Origin of the sequence: Parabacteroides sp. HGS0025 (assembly GCF_000969845.1) — a bacterium.
GTDB lineage: Bacteria > Bacteroidota > Bacteroidia > Bacteroidales > Tannerellaceae > Parabacteroides > Parabacteroides gordonii.
The window spans coordinates 981,868-1,004,409 of sequence record NZ_KQ033903.1 but is presented as its reverse complement, the minus strand read 5'-3'; the positions used below and the strand labels follow the sequence as shown (position 1 = coordinate 1,004,409).

Sequence of the window (22,542 nt, the reverse complement as noted above, 5' to 3'; positions counted from 1 at the left end):
GCCGTATTAGAATCTGTTGATAGGATGGTAAATACTGTTAGCGACGGATTTTACCATCTATTTGACGGATATTACCATCATGCCCGTGCAACGTTTCGTTATTTTTTGTGTTCATTTACGAAAACAAGTCTAATACTAGCGGTATTACCTGTTGGGATTATCGCTTATTACCTTTTTTTATTGTTGCTTACTAGTTGGAAATAAGCTACATTTGTATGTAAATATAGTGTGTATGAGTTTTAAGAACCTTCATCAATTATTTTGTTGCCTCTTACTGGTATTTCCTTTATCGGCGAAGGAGCTTTACTTTCAACATATCGATTTGAATGATGGCATTACACAACCGTCGGCTATCTCCATCTATGAGGATGCGAAGGGCTATATCTGGTTTGGTAATGATAACTTCAATCTATACGATGGAAGAATTGTCCGTTCTTTTCGTCTCTCAACTTATATGGACGGTGTAGAGGATAATAATATCCATGCTATTTGTGGAGATAGCGAGTCGTTTATCTATATGTTGGCCAATAACCGGGTGGTTACTTACAATATACGTACGGAAGAGTTTAAACGTACGGATATTTCTGCGAGTACATTAACCTGGCAGGATGAGTATTTGTACTACTCATACAGAAATCAATTCTATCGTTACCGCCCCGGCGGAAGTCCCGAAAAGGTCTGTGCTTTCCAGGACTCGACGAACACGATAAAGTCTGTGCTTTTATCTGATGACGGTTGGCTGCTGGGTACAACCAAAGGTCTGTATAAATACTCCGGCGGGACTTTCCATACTCTATTGGAGAATGAGTCTGTTTCTTCCTTATTTATGGATGTACAGAACCGGCTATGGGTAGGAACCGTCTCGAATGGAGCTAAGGTGTATAACGACGGAGTATGGATCTCTTTGCAGGAGAACAGCCCTCTCTGTCCGCTTATCAACGATCAGGTACGTTGTATAAACCAGGATATTAATGGTAATGTATGGATCGGAACCTTTGGCGGGATAACGGTGGTGAGGCCTTCTTTGCAGGATTGTTACCACTTGTCCCATAAAGAGCAGGTATCGTGGTCGTTGCAACATTCGTCCGTTTATGCCATCCACCGGGATAGCCAGGGGGGAATGTGGGTCGGTACTTATTACGGAGGACTCAGTTATTTTAATCCGGATACGGAGAATTATACTTTTTATGGCATCTCACTGAGCGATCCCAATAGCCTGAATGGTTTCCTGTTCGGTAAAATGGCGGAAGATACGAAAGGTAATTTGTATATCGCAACCGAACATGGCGGACTGAACAGCATGGATCTTAACACCCAAAAGATAAAGCGCTTTGACTCCGGCCCTTCGCGTATACCTTGCCGGACAACGAAATCGGTCTGGTATGATGATGAACGCGACCGGTTATATGTCGGTACTTTCCAGTCCGGACTGCTTTGTTCCACTTCCTCCGGGCGTTTTGAACAAATAGGAGAAGATGTGTTGCTGGAAGACAACCAGCAGATAGTAACAGACCTTATCCCCTGGAAAGGTAACCTGATCGTCGTTTCGCAGGGTGGTTTGTACTTGCTGGATCTGGAAACGCAGAAACTTTCGCAGTTGTTTACCGACCCCGGGTTGCTAAGCCAGACCGGTGTGATTATCCGGGCTGCTTATCTGGATACGGAGGACCGGCTTTGGCTGGCTCCGGCTAACAGGGAGATTGTTTGTGTGAATATGGAAACCCGCCAGGCGGAAGAAATCCCTTCTGTAAAAGGAATGATAGGGAAAAAAGTAGTACAAAGCATTACCGGTGACGGCAAGGGAAACCTCTATTTTGTCGTAGTCGGTACAGGTGTATTGCAATATGAACCGGTAAATGATTTCTGGGCTTGCTATAACCAGGAGCAAGGGCAACTGCTCACGAATGAATCTTACAAAGTCTGTGTTACACCAATGGGACGATTGCTGATCACATCGATCCGTGGAATAACCCTGCTGGATATAAAGAAAGGGAAAAGTACGCATACCCTGTTGGGTATCTCTTCGCCGCTTCACCGGCTGAATTCAAACTGCGGCGTGTATATCTCCCCGAAAGACAGCACGATCTTTATCGGCGGTGTGGAAGGGCTGATATCGACAAAAGAGTCGAGTTTGTCCGCTGCTTCCGTTCCTTATACGATTTCATTCAATAGCCTGTTTATCGATAATACCCGTATCAAACCTTCTTCCGGTTCCAGTATATTGAAGGAAGGTATTGCCTATACCTCCGAACTGGTCTTACCTTACGACCGTAACAACCTTACGATCGGGTTTACATCCACCAATTACCGTTATGCCGATAAGAACCTGTTTGAGTATAAACTGGAAGGCCTCGACAAGCAATGGACCCGTACCCGGCTTCCACAGATAATCTATACCTCTCTGTCTCCCGGTAAATACCGCCTGGTTGTGCGTGAAGTAGGAGAGGGCAAACAGATTGCGATAAATATCCGGATACGTCCTCCTTTCTACGCTTCTGTTTATGCTTTCGGAATTTATGCTTTGCTGACCATCTTATTTCTGGTCTGGCTTATCCGCTTCAACCGGAGCCGTGCCGTATTGAAAGCTTCATTGGAAATGGAACACAGGGAGAAACTGCGTATCGAGAAACTGAACCAGATGAAGCTGAAGTTCTATATCAATATATCTCACGAACTGCGTACCCCGCTTACTTTGATGGTCAGCCAGATCGACCTGATCCTGCAAAACTACGATTTAGGGGGAACGTTCCGCAACAAGTTGCTAAAGGTTCGCCAGTATACCGGACAGATGCAGCAGCTGATTACGGAAGTGCTTGATTTCCGTCGTCTGGAACAAGGTAAAATGCCCTTCCATGCAAGTAAACAGAATCTGGTATCCTTCATACAGCAAATCTTCGACTCATTCCGCGATTACGCTTCGATGAACCAAATCCAGTATAAACTGGAAACGGCGGAGGAGAATATCCCTGTCTGGTTCGATGCGGCACAGATCCGGAAAGTATTCAATAATTTGCTGTCGAATGCCTTTAAGTTTACGCCGAAGGAGGGTAGTATCACCATTACTATTATACAGAAAAAGGATCTAGCGGAGATACGTATCTCCGACACTGGCTCTGGTATTCCCCAGAGCCAACAAGATCATATTTTCGATCGTTTTTACCAGGCAGACAATGCTTCCGGCGTCTCTCTTTCCGGCAGTGGTATCGGGCTGGCACTGACCCGCGAAATCATATTGCAACACAAAGGTACGATCGAAGTGCGTAGCGAATTGGGGAAGGGCACGACCTTTATCGTTACCCTTAAACTCGGCGAACAGCATCTGACGGAGGAACAAAAAACGAAGGAGACTGTCCCGGTCGATATCCTCCCCGTGCAACCACAATATACTGAGGAAGAAGTTATACTTTCCGAACCTGTTGAAGAAGCTTCGCCGGAAATGAAAGAGAATGCACTCTCTGTCCTGATCGTGGAAGATAATGAAGATCTGTTGCAGGTATTGGAAGAAGCCTTCTCCATCAAATATAAGGTATATAAGGCCGGAGATGGTGAAGAAGGTATCCGCGTTGCCGAAGAAATGCAGCCGGATTTGATTATCAGCGATGTGATGATGCCCGGTCTGTCGGGGATAGCCATGTGCCAGCGGTTGAAGAAGAAGTTCGAGACATCGCATATCCCGATCCTGCTGCTTACTGCCCGTACCGATCTGGAGAGTGCTTTGGAAGGGATGAAATGCGGTGCCAGCGATTACATAATGAAGCCGTTCAACCTGGAACTGCTCCTATTGAAATGTAATAACGTGATCAATACGTTGCGGCGTCAGCAGGCACGTTTCCGTACCGAAGCAGAGTCGGCTCCGACCGATCTGGCAACCAACCGTCTTGACCAGCAATTGCTGGAAGACTCTGTCCGGATCATTGAGGAGAATATGGAGAATAAAGACTTCAATATCGACATGTGGTGCCGCCAGATTGCCATCGGACGTACCCGTCTCGGGGGAAAGATCAAAGCGATAACAGGCTTGACCCTGAATGATTTCATCCTTCAGATAAAACTCCGTAAATGTGCTTCCCTGCTGGAGAACAGCAATCTGACTATCTCGGAAATAACCTGGAAAGCCGGCTTCTCAAGCCCCGGTTATATGGGTAAATGCTTTAAGGAATACTTCGGGGTGACTCCGATGCAATATCGTAATGCTAAAAATAAAGGCCGCTCCGTATAAAACGGAACGGCCTTCTGTTATCCTATATCAGGCATGGGATCTTATACCTTTTATTATACGTTGAAACGGAAGTGCATGATATCGCCATCCTGTACAACATATTCTTTTCCTTCCACGCTCATCTTTCCGGCTTCCTTCACCGCAGCTTCAGAACCGTAGCTGATAAAATCGTCGTATTTGATTACTTCGGCGCGGATGAAGCCTTTTTCAAAATCCGTATGGATCACGCCGGCACATTGCGGAGCTTTCCATCCTTTTTCGAATGTCCAGGCACGTACTTCCTGTACACCGGCAGTAAGGTAAGTTTGCAGGTTCAGTAAGCTGTAAGCCGATTTGATCAAACGCGCTACGCCTGATTCTTCCAACCCGATTTCCTGAAGGAACATCTGGCGTTCTTCATACGTCTCGAACTCGGCAATTTCACTTTCAATCTTGGCGGCTACCACCAGGATCTCTGCGTTTTCGTCTTTTACCGCTTCGCGTACGGCGTCTACATATTTGTTACCGTTTACGGCGCTGGCTTCGTCAACGTTGCATACATACATGACCGGTTTGCTGGTCAGCAGGAACAGTTCGTGGGCGATCTTTTGTTCGTCTTTAGTATCGAAAGTAACCGTACGGGCACTCTTTCCTTGTTCGAGGGCTTCTTTGAATTTTACCAGAACTTCGTAAGCTTGCTTGGCCTGTTTGTCGCCACCTGTCTGAGCCTGTTTCTGTACTTTGGCAATACGGCTGTCTATTGTTTCCAGGTCTTTGATCTGAAGTTCGGCATCGATAATTTCCTTATCGCGTACGGGATTGACATTGCCGTCCACGTGCACGATGTTCTCATCGTCGAAGCAACGCAATACGTGCAGGATCGCATCTGTTTCGCGGATGTTTGCAAGGAACTTGTTTCCTAATCCTTCTCCCTTGCTGGCACCTTTTACCAGACCGGCGATATCGACGATTTCTACCGTAGTGGGGACGATGCGTTGCGGGTTGATCAGCTCTGCCAGTTTGTTCAAACGTTCGTCGGGAACGGTGATCACACCCACATTCGGTTCGATCGTACAGAACGGGAAGTTTGCTGATTGTGCTTTTGCATTTGATAAGCAGTTGAAAAGAGTGGACTTCCCTACGTTAGGAAGACCTACGATGCCACATTGTAAAGCCATAAACTATTATGTTGTTTTTATTATTTTCAGTCGGCAAAGATAGCTATTCTTTCTCGTATATTCTTCATGAACAGGGAATATCGTGTGTTTTATCTGTATGAGGGATCGATAACCAAATTGTTTTTGAAAACAACTGTCACACTATCACTAATATTATTGTATGACTTGAAATATAAAGCATAAAAGGAGTGATGGTTGGCAAATTCAACTATCACTCCAACTATCACACTATCACTGAAATTTCGTTGGATAAGGATGTATTTTGATAAGGTATATGACTTATTTTCAGCGGATAAGGCAGATATTTATATTGAGACCCGGGTGTTGGCAGTTGCTACACCCGGGTCTCGATACTCTTGAGATGGGGGTCTGAAAGGCGGTAAAAAGGGGGCGTCGGGAACCTTTTCTGCTTATTTACGTGAAAAAAGGTCGTGATGTAGTCCTTTTTAGGCAGGGAACTTCGTAAAGTTTCTGCTTAATGTGCTTCCAGCCAGTTCGCTCCCTCGCCACAATCGGCAATCAGTGGAACTTCCAGCTTGATGGCGCCTTCCATCTCCTCGAGGACGATCTGTTTTACTTTTTCTTGTTCTTCTTTCAGTACATTGAAGTTAAGTTCGTCATGTACCTGAAGGATCATTTTGCTTTTCAGGCCTTCCGCTTCAAAACGTTTGAAGATAGCTACCATAGCCACCTTAATAATATCGGCGGCACTTCCCTGGATAGGGGCGTTGATCGCATTTCGTTCGGCATATCCGCGGACTATCGCATTGTGTGACTTGATATCCGGTAGGAAACGTTTACGTTTATAGATCGTTTCTACATATCCTTTGTCACGGGCTACTTCGATGCTTTCATCCATGTAATCGCGTATGCCCGGATAGGATTTGAAATAACCGTCGATAAGCTCTTTTGACTCCGCCCGGGGAATATTGAGCCGTTCGGCCAGCCCGAACACCGAAATGCCGTAGATGATCCCGAAATTGGCCGTTTTAGCCTTGCGGCGCATATCGCTGGTCACTTCTTCGACCGGGATACCGTAAATCTTAGCAGCCGTTGCCGCGTGGATGTCGGCTCCGCTGCGGAAAGCTTCGATCATATGTTCATCTTTGCTCAGATGCGCCATGATGCGGAGTTCGATCTGCGAATAGTCGGCAGAGAAGAAGATGCAATCTTCATTGTCGGGGATGAATGCCTTGCGGATCTCACGTCCCAGGTCGTCACGGATCGGGATGTTTTGCAGGTTGGGGTTCGTAGAGCTCAAACGGCCGGTCGAAGTCACTGTCTGGTTGAAAGAAGTGTGCACTTTGCCTGTCTCCGGCCTGATCAGTTCGGGCAGGGCATCGATGTATGTGCTCAACAATTTCTTCAGTCCGCGGTACTCCAGTAGTTTGCCGACGATAGGATGTTTGGAGCGCATTTTCTCCAGAATATCTTCGCTGGTGCTGTAGCTTCCTGTTTTTGTCTTTTTGGCTTTCTCTTCGATCTTAAGCCGCTCGAACAGGATTTCGCCGACCTGTTTCGTCGAGTTGATGTTGAATTTTACTCCTGCCAGTTCGTGGATCTCTTTTTCCAGCTTGTTCAGTTCGCCGGTCAGTACATCCGACGATTGCTTCAGGGCAACCGTGTCGAGCTTGACACCTGTTTCCTCCATTTCTGCCAATACATATATTAAAGGCATTTCGATATCGAAGAAAAGCGATTCGAGTCCTTCCTTCTTTAACTCGGGGGCAAAGTAGTTTTTCAGCTTCAGGGTGACGTCTGCATCTTCGGCCGCGTATTCCGCGATCTGGGCGATGGGGACATCTCGCATGGATAACTGGTTCTTCCCTTTGGGGCCGATCAGCTTCTCGATAGGGATGGTTTTATATTTGAGATAAGTATCCGCGAGGTAGTCCATCCCGTGACGGAGTTCCGGGTTCAGCAGGTAATGGGCGATCATCGTGTCGAACAGCGGGCCGGCTACCCGGACGCCATACTTGCGGAGAACGAGAATATCGAATTTTATGTTTTGTCCAATTTTTAACGATTGGGGATTTTGCAGGGCAGGGGAGAAGTGGGCGATCACTTTTGCCGCTTCTTCCGCATCGGCGGGAACGGGGACGTACCAGGCCTCATTTTCCTTCACGGCGAACGACATCCCGACCAATCCGGCAGTAAGCGGATCGATGCCATCGGTTTCCGTGTCAAAAGCAAAAAATTCCTGACTCAATAAAAAACGGCCTAAATTCTTCCTTTTCTCTTCATTATCAACGAGATGGTAAGTGTGGGGGATCGATTTTAAGTCCGCGAGAGTCGAATATTTTGGAACGCTCGGCTCTTCGGGCGCAAATATATCAAACAGAGAGCCTTGAACAGGGCCTTTCGCAACCTTGGCCGGAGCGGGCTTTTTCTCCTCGGCTGTCAACTTGTTAATAAATGTTCTGAATTCTAATTCTGTGTAAATCTCAGTCAGCCGGGCTTCGTTCGGTTTTTCGCGGACGCATTTCACGGCGTCGAACTGGATGGGGACATCCGTCTTGATCGTTGCCAGGAATTTGGAGAAGCGGATTTGTTCCACATTCTCCGTTACTCTTTTTTGGAGTGCGCCTTTCAGCTTGTCGGTATTCTCTAACAGTTTTTCGATCGAGCCGTATTCTTCGAGTAATTTCTGTGCTGTCTTTTCTCCCACACCCGGACAACCCGGAATGTTGTCGGAGCTGTCGCCCATCAGACCAAGCAGGTCGATCACCTGGTCGACCGAAGTCAGCGAGTATTTGTTCAGCACTTCTTTCACTCCCATAATTTCGTAGTCGCCTCCGAACTTGGGGCGGTACATGAATATATGATCGGATACCAACTGGCCGTAGTCTTTGTCGGGTGTCATCATAAAGACATCGAAACCCTCTTTCTCCGCCTGCTTGGAGATGGTGCCTATCACGTCGTCCGCTTCGAAACGGGGGACTTCCAGGATAGGGATATTGTATGCTTCTATAATATCCTTAATAATAGGTACGGATTGGCGGATCACTTCCGGTGTTTCTTCGCGCTGTGCCTTGTACAGTTCGTAGGCCTCATGACGGAAAGTCGGCCCTTTGGGGTCGAAGGCCACGGCAATATGCGTCGGATTTTCACGTTTTAAAACGTCTTCCAGACTGTTTATGAACCCGAAAATGGCCGATGTATTCATGCCTTTTGAGTTGATACGCGGATTTTTAAGAAAAGCGTAGTACGACCGGTAGATCAGTGCATACGCATCTATGAGGAATAACTTCATCTCTTTTAACACGTTTTAGGGTGACAATAGACGGTAAATGTACGAAAAAACTCGCTTACTCAATACTTTTTGTTACTTTTGCGAATCTTTGGATAGATTATGAATGATAGAACGAAAATAGAACAACCGGTTGCTGAAGAGTTTAAACGCTTTAACGAGGAATTTGCGGATTCACTTCGTAGTGAGACGCATAGATTGCAATCGGCTATTGACCAGATACTGCATGCCAGCGGTAAACATGTACGGCCGTTGCTGGTGCTGCTTACCGCTAAAGCTTGTGGAAAAGTAACCGATCATACGATCAATTCGGCCGTTTTCCTGGAACTGCTGCATACGGCTACGCTGATACACGACGATGTGATCGACGAGACCAAACAGCGTCGTGGAGTACCTTCCCTGAATGCTATTTTTGATAACCGTATCTCTGTGCTGGTGGGCGATTATGTCCTTTCTACCGCATTGATCCGTTCTATCCAGACAGGCAGCCTGCAGATCATAAATATCGTATCCAACCTCGGACGCGACCTGTCGGAAGGTGAGATCAAGCAGCTGGAAACAGCCGAAGAAAGCATTCTGGACGAAGCTTGCTATATGCAGGTCATAAAGAAAAAGACGGCAACGCTGCTTTCTTCCTGTACCGAGATCGGTGCTATTTCGGCGGATGCTTCACAAGAATTGGTGTTGAAATGCCGTAAGTTCGGTGAATACCTGGGGTACTGCTTCCAGATCAAAGACGACATTTTCGATTACTACAAGGAAATGAATATCGGAAAACCTACCGGTAATGATATACGCGAAGGAAAGGTTACTTTACCTCTGTTGCATGCGCTTGAACAGGGCAGGAGAGAGGAAGTGGAGTCTCTGCTGAAAGTGATCCACGAGAAGGATTTTTCTGCTGAGAATATCGATGCCCTGATCGAATTTGCCAAAGCGAACGGCGGTATCGAATATGCGGAAATGCGTATGAAGGAGTATCACGCCAAGGCGGTGGAAGTCCTTATGGAGCTGCCGGAGTCGGATGCCCGCGAGGGGCTTTTGCTACTTGCCGACTATATAATGGAAAGACAGAAATAAGTAAATATTCCAATAAAAAAGGTTCAACCCATCGATGGATTGAACCTTTTTTTATTCTCAACTGGCAACTTTATTTCCCCAGTCTATGCTCGATATCTTCCACCAGGCTGCTGGCTCCGATACGGAATAGTTCGCTGTTCAGCCAGTCATTTCCCAGAACCTCTTTCACGATGGTATAGTACTTCACTGCATCTTCTGCTGTACGCACGCCACCTGAAATCTTGATGCCGGCCTTATTACCTGTGATGGAATGGTACTTTTTGAGCACTTTACACATCGTATAAACAGCTTCCGGGGTGGCACCGGGATAACCCTTGCCCGTAGATGTTTTAATGAAATCTGCACCGGAATAGAGAGCCAGGATAGCTGCCTTACGGATATTCTCCGGAGTAACCAAAGCTCCGGTTTCCAGAATCACTTTCAGCTTGGCTTCGCGGCAGCTTTCTTTGATCTCCTGGATATCTTCGGTGAGCTCTTCGTAGTTCTCTTCCAGGAAATAGCCGAGGTTCATAACGACATCGATCTCATCTGCTCCCGACATGACGGCCATCGCTGTTTCCGCTATCTTTATCTCCATAAAGGTTTGTGATGAAGGGAAACCTCCGGCCACTGAAGCGATCTTTACGTTCTGGGCTGTCAGTGCCTGCTTCACTGTTTCGACAAAAATAGGGTAGGTGCAGATCGCCGCTACGTTGGGAACGTCGGGGCGCGTACCTTCGAAATCGTTCACTTTGTCCGCCAGTTTCCAGATGCTTTCTTTCGTATCGATACTGGTCAGCGACGTCAGGTCGATACAACCGTGTATCTGTTTCAGAACCTCGGGAGTGAAGTTCTCCTTTTCATGGTTTTCGAGGATCGAGTTGACGTGTTTGCCTACTATTTCCTCTGTCCCGGCGGGATCGAATTTACTGAATGCTTCGTGATATTTATCCATCTGTCCGTCGTGTTCATGATCGTGATCGTGATCATGATCATGATCATGGTCGTGTCCGCAGCTGCAATTGTGTTCGTGTGCCATAGGTTATAATTTTTTATTGTTCATATGTCGTTCTTTATCCCGGTCGGTTTTCTTCTTCAGATTCTTTTCGAATGCTGCTGTCAGGTTTACGCCGGTTTGGTTGGCAAGGCAAAGTAGTACCCATAGTACATCTGCCATTTCATCGCCTAAATCGCGGTGTTTGTCGCTTTCTTTGAAAGACTGCTCGCCGTAGGTGCGGGCCATGATACGGGCCAGTTCGCCTACTTCCTCGGTCAGGATCGTCATATTGGTAAGCTCGTTGAAGTAGCGCACACCGTATGTTTTGATCCAGTGGTCTACTTTCTCCTGGGCTTCCTGCAAGGTAATATCCGCCATCTTATTCTTTGTTTTGCGAGTCGATCAGGATAGTGACCGGCCCATCGTTCAATAACTCTATTTTCATATCGGCACCGAATGTCCCGGTAGCCACTTCCTTGCCCAGCTGAAGCCCCATCTCTTCACAAAAGGCTTCGTACATCGGGATGGCGATATCCGGTTTGGATGCATGGATGTAGGAAGGGCGGTTTCCCTTCTTTGTAGACGCATGGAGAGTGAACTGGCTAACCACCATTATCTCGCCCCCCGATTCGATCACAGAACGGTTCATAACCCCGTTTTCATCGTCGAAAATGCGCAGGTTGGTGATCTTCTTACATAGCCACTCGATATCTTCCTGCGTATCGCGGTCTTCGATACCTACCAGAACCAGCATCCCGTTTCCTATCTTAGATTTGACTTCTCCGTCGATCGTGACGGAGCAATGCTGTACACGCTGTATAACTGTCCTCATTTGTATGTTTACTTTAAACCATTTATTAATGTATTTGTTTTGGCTTCTCCGATTAATTCCTTCAATTCCTCGAAGCTGGCCTCGCGTATCCTTTTCACACTCTTATAGTGGCGCAGAAGCAATACTTTTGTCTTTTCTCCGATCCCTTTGATATTATCCAGTTCGGAACGTGTCTGGCTCTTGCTGCGCTTATCCTTATGGAAGGTGATGGCAAAGCGGTGTACCTCGTCCTGTATCTGTGTAAAGAAACGGAACATCTGGCTTTGTATCTGCATGCCGACCGTAATCGGGGGGAAGCCGAAAAGCAATTCGGATGTGCGGTGTTTCCCGTCCTTCGCCAACCCGGCTATAGGTATATCCAAATGGAGTTCGTCTTGTATGACTTCGCGTACTACTTCCATTTGTCCCTTTCCACCGTCGGTAAGGATCAGGTCGGGCAGGGGAGAACCTTCGTTGATGGCCCGCTGGTAACGGCGGCGTACCACTTCTTTCATCGATGCGTAATCATCGGGGCCGACCACTGTTTTTATGATGTATTTGCGGTAGTCCTTCTTCGATGGTTTCGCCATTTTAAACACAACGCAGGCGGCAACGGCATCGCTGCCTTGTATGTTCGAGTTGTCGAAACATTCGATATGCATCGGCAATTTGGGAAGGTGCAAGGCATCCTGTACTTCTTTTAATATACGTGTGCTGCGTTGTTCCGGATTTAATTTCTCTGCTTGTTTGAGGCGGTCTACTTTGAATTGCTTTACATTCATTTCAGACAGCTCTAGCAGCTTCTTTTTGTCGCCGCGCTGGGGTACCGTGAAGCTGACGTTTGCCAGTTCCATGTCCGGATCGAAAGGTACGATGATCTCCCGTGCCGTACTTTTAAAACGTTCGCGCATTTCTATAATGCCCAGGCTAAGCAGTTCCTCTCTTGTTTCGTCCAACCGTTTTTTATACTCGAACGTATAAGCCTGTACAATGGCCCCGTTACCGATATGCATGAAATTGATATAGGCGGAACGCTCGTTCTCGGCAATGGAAAAGACATCTATATTATGCAGCATGGGAGTAACGACCGTCGATTTCGAGCGGTAGTTCTCTATTACCTCATACTTCTCCTTTATTTTTTGCGCTTCTTCGAACTTCAATTCTCCTGCCAATACCTGCATCTCTTCATACAGATGTTTGCTGATCTGGGAAATATTTCCGCGTAGGATCTCTTTTATCTCGGAGATATTCTGCCGGTATTCATCCAGGGATTGCAATCCTACACAGGGGCCTTTGCAACGTTTTATGTGATACTCCAGGCAAACGCTGTATTTCCCTTCGGTAATCGATTCCGGTGTAAGCGGCAGTTTGCAGGTGCGCAACGGATAGAGCTCTTTCAGCATTTGCAGCATCACCTTAGCTGTGTACACGGAAGGGTAGGGCCCGTAGTACTGCGAACCGTCCCGCACGATATTCCGGGTCTGAAATATGCGTGGAAAGTATTCGTTCTTTACGACGATAGACGGATATGTTTTGTCGTCTTTCAGCATCACGTTATATCGTGGGCGATACTGTTTGATCAGGTTGTTCTCGAGCAATAACGCATCCTCTTCCGTATCGACTACAATGTATTTGATGTCGCGTATTTGCTTCACCAATACACGCGTCTTGTTGCTGTCGTGTTCCTTGTTGAAATAGGAGGATACACGGCGCTTCAGGTTCTTAGCCTTGCCTACATAAATGATCGTACCCTTGTCGTCGAAGTACTGGTAGCACCCAGGCTTGTCCGGCAGGATCGAAAGGATCATTTTTATATGTTTATCGGTTTCTGAACTCATCTTGTTTAATTGTTTCTGGCCTATTCCCAGTGTTTTACCTTCTTTTACCTAAAGTAAATGTTTCACGTGGAACAATTCGCGTTTTATCTTCCGAGCAGTACCAGCAGGATGTTTATATCGCTTGGGGAGATACCCGGGATACGGCTTGCCTGAGCAATCGTATCAGGGTCTATCTTCGTCAGCTTTTGACGTGCTTCCGTGGATAAGGACTGGATCGAATTGTAGTCGAATTTGCCTTTGATATGGATATTCTCCAAGCGGTTTATCTTGTCTGCGATGATCTGTTCGCGCCGGATGTACCCGCTGTACTTGATCAGGATTTCTGCCGCTTCGATAATCTCTTCTTTACGTGAAACGGGAACCTTGTCCAGTTCTGCGCGGAGTGCCGGAACGAGGGTGGCAATACTTTCCATCGTGAGCTGCGGGCGAAGGATCAGGTCGATCAGTTTGCAGCCGTGAGCGAGTGGGGTAGTACCCAGTGCTTCTAATCCGTCGTTGATGTATTGCGGCTTCACAGAGTAGTTTTCTGCAAAAGCAATAATAGCGTCTCTGTGCTCTTTTTTCTCTTTTAGCAGGTCGTAACGGTCTTGTTTTGCCAAACCTATTTTGTATGCCTTTTCTGTCAGGCGCATATCTGCGTCGTCCTGGCGGAGCAGGATACGGTATTCTGCGCGGGAGGTAAACATACGATAGGGCTCGTCCACTCCTTTGGTTACGAGGTCGTCGATCAGTACACCGATATAGGCTTCGTCGCGGCCCAATACAAACGGTTCACCGCCGTGGCAATTGATATGTGCGTTGATACCTGCAATCAGTCCTTGTCCGCCTGCCTCTTCATAACCGGTGGTTCCATTGATCTGTCCTGCAAAGAACAGGTTCTTGATCTGTTTTGTTTCCAGGTTGTGATGCAGTTGGGTAGGGTCGAAGAAGTCGTATTCGATCGCATATCCCGGACGGTAGATCTGAATGTCCCTGAAGGCCGGGATAGCTTGCAGGGCACGCAACTGGATATCTAATGGGAGAGAGGAGGAGAAGCCGTTCAGGTAGTATTCCTGTGTCGTTTCGCCTTCCGGTTCCAGAAACAGTTGGTGCTGCGTTTTATCTGCAAAGGTCACGATCTTTGTTTCGATACTCGGGCAATAGCGCGGGCCGATACTCTGGATCTGTCCGTTGTACAAGGGAGAGTCGGGGAGGCCTTCGCGCAGGATCTCATGACAAGCTTCATTGGTGAATGTAGTCCAGCAACTAAGCTGTTTTAAAGGGCGCGGCTGGAAATCGAGATAGGAGAATTTATGGAAGTCGTTCTCTCCCGGTTGTTCCCCCATTTCATCGAAATGGATGCTGCGGCCGTCAATACGGACAGGGGTTCCTGTCTTCATACGTTCGGATCTGATGCCTGCGGATACCAGCTGTTCGGTAAGTCCGGTTGCAGCGGGTTCGGAGATACGTCCGCCGCGTATTTGCGTGCGTCCGATATGCATTAATCCGTTCAGGAATGTTCCGTTGGTCAATACAACGCTTTTGGCTCGGAATTCCACGTTCATGCTGGTTTTTACACCGCAGACCGTGTTTCCGTCGAGTAATAATCCCTGAACGGTGTCTTGCCAGATATACAGGTTCGGAAGGTTTTCCACGATCCCCCGCCAGCAGTCGATGAAGCGGGCACGGTCGCTTTGTGCACGCGGGCTCCACATGGCCGGGCCTTTGCTCCGGTTCAGCATACGGAACTGGATGGCCGTGCGGTCTGTAACAATTCCCATATAACCTCCCAACGCATCGATCTCACGGACGATCTGTCCTTTAGCGATACCGCCAACGGCCGGATTGCAACTCATTTGTGCAATCTTGTTCATGTCCATAGTGATAAGAAGCGTTTTCGAACCCAGGTTGGCGGCTGCTGAAGCGGCTTCACAGCCCGCATGACCAGCACCTACCACGATCACATCGTAATTGAAAGTCATTGTCGTAATTATCTTTGTTTCTTTTGCAAAGATAGTCATACTCCGCCTTTTACTCACCATCCCGAAGGATATTTTGCTTATGCTTAGTTTCGTTATAGAATTATAATTCTTTCAGTACATCCATCACATAGTTCCGCCGTTGCCGTGAGATAGGGACAGACGAGCCGTCTTTCATACGGATATATCCCCCGTCGCTCTTGATGAAGCTTTTGATTTCATCTAGGTTGATCAGGTGGGATTGGTGTACGCGCAGAAAGTTATGGGGCGTTAGCAGTTCGTCGAAGTCTTTTAAGGTTTTGGAGACAACCAGTTTCTCCCCCGTTTTTAAATAGAAGGTGGTATAGTTGCTTTCCGATTCGCAGCGGATAATCGAACCGATCTCCACAAACTCTATTTTGTCGGCTACGGACAATGCTATTTTCTTTTGTTTATCCAATACCCGCGTGTTTTGGAGAAGGTTTTGCATCCGTTTGTTCTCCTGTTTTTGCAGGACGACCTGGACGGCCTTCTCTACGGCATGTGCCAGCTCTTCCGGGTCGATCGGCTTCAGCAAATAATCGAGTGCGCTGAAGCGGATCGCCTGGATCGCGTAGCTGTCGTAGGCGGTTACAAAGATCACCTCAAAAGGAACATCCGGAAGACTTTCCAGCAGGGAAAAACCGGTATCGTCGCCCAGCCGGATATCCAGAAAAAGGATATCCGGTTTGACTTCGGGTAGCACGGTGCAAGCTTCCGTGACAGAGCTGCAAATGACCGATATTTTGATTTGCGGACAGTAGGTTCCGAGCATGCGGAGCAGGTTCTCCCGGTTCCCCTGCTCGTCATCTACAATCGCTGCGGTAATCTTTGTTTCCATATTTCGTCTTATAAAGGGATGGATAACCGGACATGGCAACCGGAAACGGCTTCTTTCTCCTGCCTGTTTTCGATCGTGACGCCGATTTCCGTATTGTACAAAGTCTTTAATATCTCGAATTCGTTAGTGACGGCACGGATACCGAAACCACCGTTCGCCTCTGTCCTCAATCCCGGGCCATCATCCGTAATGTCGATTATCAACAACTGGTTTTGCAAAGATAATCGAATTGTGATTTCCCCCGTACCGCGCGGAGCGATTCCATGTTTAACCGCGTTCTCAACGAAGGGTTGTATCAGCATTCCCGGAATCTCGATCGTATCCGGTTCGATGTTCTCGTCTACTGTCAGCGAGTAAGAGAAGGGGAAACGAAGTTGTTCGAGTTTTAAATAGAGCTGCAACTGTTCGATCTCATCCGAGAGAGGAACCAGTTTCTTTTCGGATGTTGCCAGTACTTTCCTGAGCAAACGTGAGAAATCGATCAGGTATTTGTTTGCTTCCTGGTTAGCCGATCGATTGATCAGGTTCTGTATCGAGCTTAGTGCATTAAAGATGAAATGTGGGTTCATCTGGGAACGGATCGCACGGAGCTCGAGTTCGCGGATACGGCGGCGGTTACGTTCCTGTTTCTGTTTGTTTTTGTTCCGGAAATAGTATATGATACCAATGATTGCCGAGATCAAAAGCGCACCTAGAATACCTTCTTTGAATCCTTTCATAAAATCATTCAATGATTTGTCTTCTCTGTTCAGGTCTTTTTCAACTAATCCAAGGATTGGTTCCGTGTCTAAAATACTGCTGAATTTTCGATAGAGAATAGTCCCGTCTTCGCGCATCAGGATAGTAATCCAACCGACTTCCAGATTATAATTCAAATCGTGTGCTTGCTTCTCAGGAATGGCTTTGTATGGCTTTACTACTTCTGCATTACGACGTTCAAAATCTGCGTAAAGTTCGAGATGTACGGTAGAATCCAATCCTTTCTCCTTAAGGAGTTGTTTCAGGTCGAGCGCATTTTGAAGGTTTATTCCGTAGAGACCTTTGCTTGCTGATAAAAATAACAGGATGTATTTCCGATCGCTTCCTTTTACCAGATGCAGACTATCGGTTATAATCAGACCGGTCTCCTTGATATTCTTTCCTGCTTCGAAAGGTAATAGTTTATTGTATATTTTTTTTACATTGTTTGTCAAGCTGGTATCTGGACAGGAAGTGATAAAATCGTTATAATCCTCTTCTAGTTCAGATAGCATCTTACTGTACATTAAAGTTGATAGGTTTGCTCCGTTTACCAGATATTGGGGATAACCGGAGAGGATCTGTTTATTCAGGAGATAATCTTCCTGCGGAGTTAATTTTTTCTGCTTATTCAGACATAGATTGTCTGATTTGAGTTCCTGTTTTTTATGGATAGCATATGCGTACAGGAAATAATTGTAGCTTGCCGCATACGGTTTTTTCAGGCTGTATGCATAATCGATAATCGGATTGACCGATGCGAAGTGGGGAGCTTGCCAGTCAAGTAAGCTGCTTTTGTGCCAGGTCTCTTTATCGTCGGCATAGTAATATCGTTGTAGGATATATGCTCCTTTGAAATACTGTTCCGAGAGTTCGAATACTCTGTACCAATAAGGATCCATGTTCTTAAAGTCTTTCTCAAAAGCCGTTTGAAAAAGCGAATCGCGGGATTGGAAGGCTTTTTCCAGTTCGTCGGGAGAAGATCTGAAGTCATCGGTATTGTAGTAAGAGAACCGCCGGTAGTTGTATTGGAGGTTGTTTTGTTCATTTCCCCGTCCCTCATAATGGTAGGTATGTGTATTTGCATATACCTCTTTGTCCTGAGTAATGGAGTCTCCCGGGGTAAGCAACAACGTTACTCGTTCTCCTACCTTGTATTCTGTCGGATAAGCGATAAATAGTTTCTTGTGAATGGTCGAATCTTTAGATGCATTGATATCGAAATTGCTACAGGTAAATTCCGTATTCGGTGGAAGAGCGAATGAGGCATCGATAACTCGTGTACCCGGTGTTGTTTGGATAATCCCGTCTTCTTTCCAGCCGATGAGGAAATCATTGGCTACCGGGGTGATTAGCTCCTCCAGGTTTAACGAATCCCGTACAGATGTTTCCGAATAAGCAGGTAATCCCTCTTGTCTTACTCCGAAAGGAACATATGTTTTCGAATAGGAATAGAATGAGTCCTTTTTATCGGATGTAAGTGGTTTCCGGCTTTTCCGGTCGTACGTAACGCGCATAATTTGTTTGTTTGACGTATTATTATCAAAAGCGAAATCCTGCTGATAACGGCTGTCGAAATAATAAAAGCCTGGCTTCTCTTTGTCATTACGGCAATCATACAAGTTCCCCAGCGTATAGTCGATAGAAATGGACTTATCGGTTCTGTCTGCCACTGTTGCTTGTATAGTGATCCGACGTATGTTTTCCGCCCTCCAGGGAATTTCATCTTTAATCCCCGGGGCGACATAGGGATAATAATGGACAGCTTCGAGGGTTATCCAATCTCCTTTTTTCAGGGAGTCGGGATTGTAAGGGACGAATGTGTCCGCCCAGCCGTTCCATGTCAGGCATAGGAATAAAAATAAGAGTCTCACTTTCATAACTGTAAATTTAAATGAAAAATCCGATTACAGTTCAAAAGTATAGATGAAAGACTTTCCCTCGATTGAAAAATGAGTGAATGGCGGGTTTGGGTGAGAATCTGTCCCCAAAGGATATTTTGCCCGAAGAATTTAAAAGTAGCTTGCCTACGATTGAGGAGATTGAAAGAAATATGAAAGATTAAAGAGAATGCCGGGGTTAACTCTCCCGGCATTCTTCCGGCAAAATAGCCAGTGCCTTATTCTCATTTTCTTCCATGATCTCCCTCTCCCCCGGCCCCTTGTCGTTGATGCCGCAAAGATGGAGAATCCCGTGGATGATGGTGCGGTGTAATTCTTCGTTGTAGTCGGTTTTGAATGCTTCTGCATTCGTCTTTACCGTATCCAGGCTGATAAAGAGATCTCCCGATATTTTATTGCCGCTGGTGTAATCGAAGGTGATGATGTCCGTGTAATAATCATGTTGCAGGTACTGGCGGTTTACTTCCAGTATCTTTTCATCGGAACAAAAGATATAGCTGATATCTCCTGTTTTTTTACCGTATGTTTCTGCAACGGCCTTTATCCAGTTGCCTACTGCTCTTTTCTTGATGGCAGGGAATTCGATATCCTCTGCATAAAATGATATTGCCATATTGCTATTGTTATTCTTATTTTCTGATCTAAATGATACGTTAAAAAATATTAGTCGCGGTACTAATTCTAATTAGTCGCTATATTAATCCCGATTACCCGCTATAGTAATGACATTTTGATAACCGGTAAATCCTATTGGGCAAAGAACAGATAAGTCAATGCAATAGCTGCAATAGCCCCTACCAGATCTGCCAATAAAGAACATTGTATTGTATAACGGGTATTACGTATGCCGACACTTCCATAATACAGAGCCACGACATAAAAAGTCGTATCCGTCGAACCCTGTACGATCGAAGCCAGTCGTCCCACAAATGAGTCGGCACCATATGTATTCATCGCATCCAACATCATTCCGCGTGCTCCGCTACCGCTTAATGGCTTCATCAGGATGGTCGGTAATCCGCCTACGAAATCAGTATTGACACCCAGTGCGCCAACACCCACACGAATACCCTCGATGATAAAATCCATTGCACCTGAAGCGCGGAACACCCCTATCCCGACCAGTATGGCTACCAGATACGGAATGATCGTTATCGCTGTCTTAAATCCTTCTTTGGCCCCTTCAATGAACGTGTCATATACATTGATCTTTTTACGGATGCCGCTGACGATAAAACCGCAGATGATCGTAAACAGTAAAGTGTTTGCAAACAAAGCCGAGTAAAGCGATACCTGTTCCTGCTCCAACGAATTGAACAACCAGACCAACCCGCCTATAAAAGCAGCCAATCCACCGAAGAATAGAATAAGATTTTTCTGAAGAATATTGATCCGTTGCTTGATGCAGACAGCCAGTATGGCTACCAGTGTAGAAGAAAACGTAGCCAGCATGATCGGCAGGAAAACGTCTGACGGATTAGCCGCCCCCATCTGTGCCCGGTACATCATAATGGTGATCGGGATCAATGTCAGTCCCGACGCATTGATACAAAGAAACATGATCATCGGGTTACTGGCCGAGTCCTTCTCGGTGTTCAGTTCCTGTAGCTGCTGCATGGCCTTCAGGCCCATCGGTGTAGCCGCATTATCAAGCCCCAGTAGATTGGCTGAGATGTTCATAAAGATCGAACCTGTTACCGGATGCTCTTTCGGTATGCCCGGAAACAACTTACTGAAAACCGGTGCCCCCAGGCGGGCGAACGACTGGATCACTCCCCCCTTTTCACCGATCTTCATGATACCCAGCCAGAGCGATAATATCCCGGTCAGTCCGAGGGATATCTCAAACCCTGTTTTGGCAGAGGCAAAAGATGAATTGATAATTTCGGTAAATACCGCCGTGTCTCCGGCAAAGATCAGTTTCCCCAGTGCGACAACGAACGCGATAAGAAAGAAGGCAATCCAGATATAGTTTAAAACCATAGATCAATAGTCGTTTATTTTACTAAATGTTTTGACAAAAGTAGCAATTCTTCTTTGTATTAAAGGGCTGTTTGTTTAAATTTGACGGCTGATAAAGAAAATAATATACACTGGAATATGAAGATATTAGTGACCTACGACATGTTTCGTGAAGGCTTCACCGAGCTGGAAAGCAAATATGATGTAACTTTTCCCGCAGGAAGAGATTTTACGTATGAAGAAGTGATGGAGATGATCCCGGAGTATGATGTGTTATGCTCCATGTTCGACTTCCCGGTAAACAAGGAACTGGTCGACCATGCCCCGAACCTGAAAATGGTAGCCAACTATGCGGTGGGATATAATAACATCGATGTGGCTTACTGCCTTGAAAAAGGTATCACTGTTGCCAATACGCCTGACCCCGTCACCGCCCCTACCGCCAACCTGGCTTTGGGACTGATGATCGATACCGCCCGCCGTATCACCGAATGCGACCGCAAACTGCGTACGCTCGGTAAAGAAATGAAGATCGGCGTTCTGGAAAACCTGGGCGTTAACATCACCGGACAGACACTCGGTATTATCGGTATGGGACGTATTGGCAAAGCATTGGCCAAACGTGCAAATGCCTGTGGCATGGACGTGATCTATCATAACCGCCGTCCTCTTTATGTAGAGGAAGAAACAAAGTTGAATGTAACGTATGTTTCGATGGAAGATCTACTGGCAAAATCCGATTTTGTTTCCCTGAATGCTCCTTATACTCCCGATACCTACCATATCATCGGTGAAGCGGAATTGAAACAGATGAAGCCGTCGGCTATCCTGATCAATACGGCCCGCGGCCCGTTGGTGGATGAACATGCCTTGGTAAAAGCTTTACAGGACGGGACAATTCACGGTGCCGGTCTCGACGTATTCGAGTTCGGCGATTATCCCCTGCCGGAATTGCTGGAGATGGATAACGTAGTATTAACTCCCCACATCGGTACGCAGACGATGGATGTGCGTATCGTAATGGCCCGTACGGTTTGCAATAATGTGATCGGGTTCCTGGAAGGCGACCGCCCTGTGTCACGCGTCTTACGCCCATGACGGCGGCTTTTATACTGAGCGAGCTTCTCTCGATGGCTAATCCGGAGAAGGCCGCTTTCCTGCAGGGCTTCTTTAAGACCGGCCCCGGGCAGTATGCCGAAGGCGATGTCTTCCTCGGGCTGGTGGCTCCCCTGACCCGCAGTATCGCAAAGGCAAACAAGAAAATACCTCTGGACGAATTGCAGATACTGATCGAAAGCGAATACCACGAAGCACGTCTTTGTGCCCTGCTGATCGTTGTCGAACAGTTCAAAAAGGCAACTGAAGCCGAACGTAAGAAATTATATGACTTTTATCTCGATAATGCCAGGCGTATCAATAACTGGGATTTGGTAGATGTCACCTGTCCGTATGTGGTCGGGCTTTATTTGTTGGATAAAGACCGTTCGCGCTTGTATGAACTGGCAGAAAGCGAATGTCTGTGGGAACAACGGATCGCAATGGTTTCGACCGTTACTTTTATCCGTAACCGCGAATTCACCGACACGTTGGCATTGGCCGAAAAGCTGATGACGCATAAACACGACCTTATGCATAAGGCGGTTGGCTGGATGCTCCGCGAAGTCGGCAAGAAAGACCGGGAAACATTAACGGAATTCCTCGAAGAATACGCGACACGTCTCCCCCGTACGGCTCTCCGTTACGCTATCGAACATTATCCGGAGGAACAACGGCAGTATTTCCTGAAGAAGAAATAA

General features: G+C 46.7%; 15 protein-coding genes. 4 read left to right on the top strand and 11 right to left on the bottom strand.

Annotated features, from left to right (window positions below):
* Positions 1 to 232 precede the first annotated feature (232 nt).
* On the top strand, positions 233 to 4,219 hold the full coding sequence (locus tag HMPREF1212_RS20940) for a hybrid sensor histidine kinase/response regulator transcription factor (protein ID WP_046150952.1): 3,987 nt from the start codon (positions 233 to 235) through the stop codon (positions 4,217 to 4,219).
* Positions 4,220 to 4,272: 53 nt separating this feature from the next.
* On the opposite strand, the gene ychF is transcribed toward HMPREF1212_RS20940, so the two are convergent.
* Together ychF and polA are read right to left on the bottom strand one after the other, a co-directional pair.
* On the bottom strand, positions 4,273 to 5,376 hold the full coding sequence (gene ychF / locus HMPREF1212_RS20935; RefSeq protein ID WP_028730061.1) for a redox-regulated ATPase YchF: 1,104 nt from the start codon (positions 5,374 to 5,376) through the stop codon (positions 4,273 to 4,275).
* A 475-nt stretch (positions 5,377 to 5,851) separates the two neighbouring features.
* Positions 5,852 to 8,629, bottom strand: a complete 2,778-nt coding sequence (gene polA / locus HMPREF1212_RS20930) for a DNA polymerase I (protein WP_046150951.1) — start codon at positions 8,627 to 8,629, stop codon at positions 5,852 to 5,854.
* 99 nt (positions 8,630 to 8,728) lie between these two features.
* Here polA and HMPREF1212_RS20925 point away from each other — a divergent pair, with 99 nt between their 5' ends.
* Positions 8,729 to 9,703, top strand: a complete 975-nt coding sequence (locus HMPREF1212_RS20925) for a polyprenyl synthetase family protein (protein WP_028730063.1) — start codon at positions 8,729 to 8,731, stop codon at positions 9,701 to 9,703.
* A 70-nt stretch (positions 9,704 to 9,773) separates the two neighbouring features.
* On the opposite strand, the gene deoC is transcribed toward HMPREF1212_RS20925, so the two are convergent.
* The 9 genes from deoC to HMPREF1212_RS20880 all read right to left on the bottom strand — a co-directional run bounded on the left by deoC (position 9,774) and on the right by HMPREF1212_RS20880 (position 20,767).
* A complete protein-coding gene (gene deoC, locus HMPREF1212_RS20920; RefSeq protein WP_046150950.1) occupies positions 9,774 to 10,721 on the bottom strand; it encodes a deoxyribose-phosphate aldolase in 948 nt (315 codons plus the stop codon).
* Between the two features lie 3 nt (positions 10,722 to 10,724).
* Positions 10,725 to 11,057 (bottom strand): nucleotide pyrophosphohydrolase, encoded by a 333-nt coding sequence (locus HMPREF1212_RS20915; protein WP_052725068.1) that lies wholly within the window; start codon positions 11,055 to 11,057, stop codon positions 10,725 to 10,727.
* Between the two features lies 1 nt (position 11,058).
* Positions 11,059 to 11,511 (bottom strand): D-aminoacyl-tRNA deacylase, encoded by a 453-nt coding sequence (dtd, locus tag HMPREF1212_RS20910; protein WP_028730066.1) that lies wholly within the window; start codon positions 11,509 to 11,511, stop codon positions 11,059 to 11,061.
* 8 nt (positions 11,512 to 11,519) lie between these two features.
* Positions 11,520 to 13,328 (bottom strand): excinuclease ABC subunit UvrC, encoded by a 1,809-nt coding sequence (gene uvrC, locus HMPREF1212_RS20905; RefSeq protein WP_046150949.1) that lies wholly within the window; start codon positions 13,326 to 13,328, stop codon positions 11,520 to 11,522.
* 83 nt (positions 13,329 to 13,411) lie between these two features.
* Positions 13,412 to 15,289 (bottom strand): tRNA uridine-5-carboxymethylaminomethyl(34) synthesis enzyme MnmG, encoded by a 1,878-nt coding sequence (gene mnmG / locus HMPREF1212_RS20900; protein WP_046150948.1) that lies wholly within the window; start codon positions 15,287 to 15,289, stop codon positions 13,412 to 13,414.
* Between the two features lie 100 nt (positions 15,290 to 15,389).
* Positions 15,390 to 16,145 (bottom strand): LytR/AlgR family response regulator transcription factor, encoded by a 756-nt coding sequence (locus HMPREF1212_RS20895; RefSeq protein WP_046150947.1) that lies wholly within the window; start codon positions 16,143 to 16,145, stop codon positions 15,390 to 15,392.
* A gap of 8 nt (positions 16,146 to 16,153) precedes the next feature.
* Positions 16,154 to 18,763, bottom strand: coding sequence for a histidine kinase (locus HMPREF1212_RS20890; protein ID WP_046150946.1), 2,610 nt, complete (start codon positions 18,761 to 18,763; stop codon positions 16,154 to 16,156).
* Positions 18,764 to 18,962: 199 nt separating this feature from the next.
* Positions 18,963 to 19,397 (bottom strand): rRNA maturation RNase YbeY, encoded by a 435-nt coding sequence (gene ybeY, locus HMPREF1212_RS20885; protein WP_046150945.1) that lies wholly within the window; start codon positions 19,395 to 19,397, stop codon positions 18,963 to 18,965.
* A 134-nt stretch (positions 19,398 to 19,531) separates the two neighbouring features.
* Entirely contained in the window at positions 19,532 to 20,767 is a 1,236-nt protein-coding gene (locus HMPREF1212_RS20880) for a nucleoside recognition domain-containing protein (RefSeq protein WP_046150944.1), read from the bottom strand.
* 117 nt (positions 20,768 to 20,884) lie between these two features.
* On the opposite strand from HMPREF1212_RS20880, the gene HMPREF1212_RS20875 reads away from it, so the two are divergent.
* Entirely contained in the window at positions 20,885 to 21,844 is a 960-nt protein-coding gene (locus HMPREF1212_RS20875) for a 2-hydroxyacid dehydrogenase family protein (RefSeq protein ID WP_028730073.1), read from the top strand.
* On the top strand, positions 21,841 to 22,542 hold the full coding sequence (locus HMPREF1212_RS20870; RefSeq protein WP_046150943.1) for a DNA alkylation repair protein: 702 nt from the start codon (positions 21,841 to 21,843) through the stop codon (positions 22,540 to 22,542). The genes HMPREF1212_RS20875 and HMPREF1212_RS20870 overlap by 4 nt, the downstream gene beginning before the upstream one ends.

Bases quoted from the DNA above. Each gene is read 5' to 3' on its own strand.
- HMPREF1212_RS20940 (WP_046150952.1), top strand. From the start codon at position 233: ATGAGTTTTAAGAACCTTCATCAATTATTTTGTTGCCTCTTACTGGTA.
- ychF (WP_028730061.1), bottom strand. From the start codon at position 5,376: ATGGCTTTACAATGTGGCATCGTAGGTCTTCCTAACGTAGGGAAGTCC.
- polA (WP_046150951.1), bottom strand. From the start codon at position 8,629: ATGAAGTTATTCCTCATAGATGCGTATGCACTGATCTACCGGTCGTAC.
- HMPREF1212_RS20925 (WP_028730063.1), top strand. From the start codon at position 8,729: ATGAATGATAGAACGAAAATAGAACAACCGGTTGCTGAAGAGTTTAAA.
- deoC (WP_046150950.1), bottom strand. From the start codon at position 10,721: ATGGCACACGAACACAATTGCAGCTGCGGACACGACCATGATCATGAT.
- HMPREF1212_RS20915 (WP_052725068.1), bottom strand. From the start codon at position 11,057: ATGGCGGATATTACCTTGCAGGAAGCCCAGGAGAAAGTAGACCACTGG.
- dtd (WP_028730066.1), bottom strand. From the start codon at position 11,511: ATGAGGACAGTTATACAGCGTGTACAGCATTGCTCCGTCACGATCGAC.
- uvrC (WP_046150949.1), bottom strand. From the start codon at position 13,328: ATGAGTTCAGAAACCGATAAACATATAAAAATGATCCTTTCGATCCTG.
- mnmG (WP_046150948.1), bottom strand. From the start codon at position 15,289: ATGACTTTCAATTACGATGTGATCGTGGTAGGTGCTGGTCATGCGGGC.
- HMPREF1212_RS20895 (WP_046150947.1), bottom strand. From the start codon at position 16,145: ATGGAAACAAAGATTACCGCAGCGATTGTAGATGACGAGCAGGGGAAC.
- HMPREF1212_RS20890 (WP_046150946.1), bottom strand. From the start codon at position 18,763: ATGAAAGTGAGACTCTTATTTTTATTCCTATGCCTGACATGGAACGGC.
- ybeY (WP_046150945.1), bottom strand. From the start codon at position 19,397: ATGGCAATATCATTTTATGCAGAGGATATCGAATTCCCTGCCATCAAG.
- HMPREF1212_RS20880 (WP_046150944.1), bottom strand. From the start codon at position 20,767: ATGGTTTTAAACTATATCTGGATTGCCTTCTTTCTTATCGCGTTCGTT.
- HMPREF1212_RS20875 (WP_028730073.1), top strand. From the start codon at position 20,885: ATGAAGATATTAGTGACCTACGACATGTTTCGTGAAGGCTTCACCGAG.
- HMPREF1212_RS20870 (WP_046150943.1), top strand. From the start codon at position 21,841: ATGACGGCGGCTTTTATACTGAGCGAGCTTCTCTCGATGGCTAATCCG.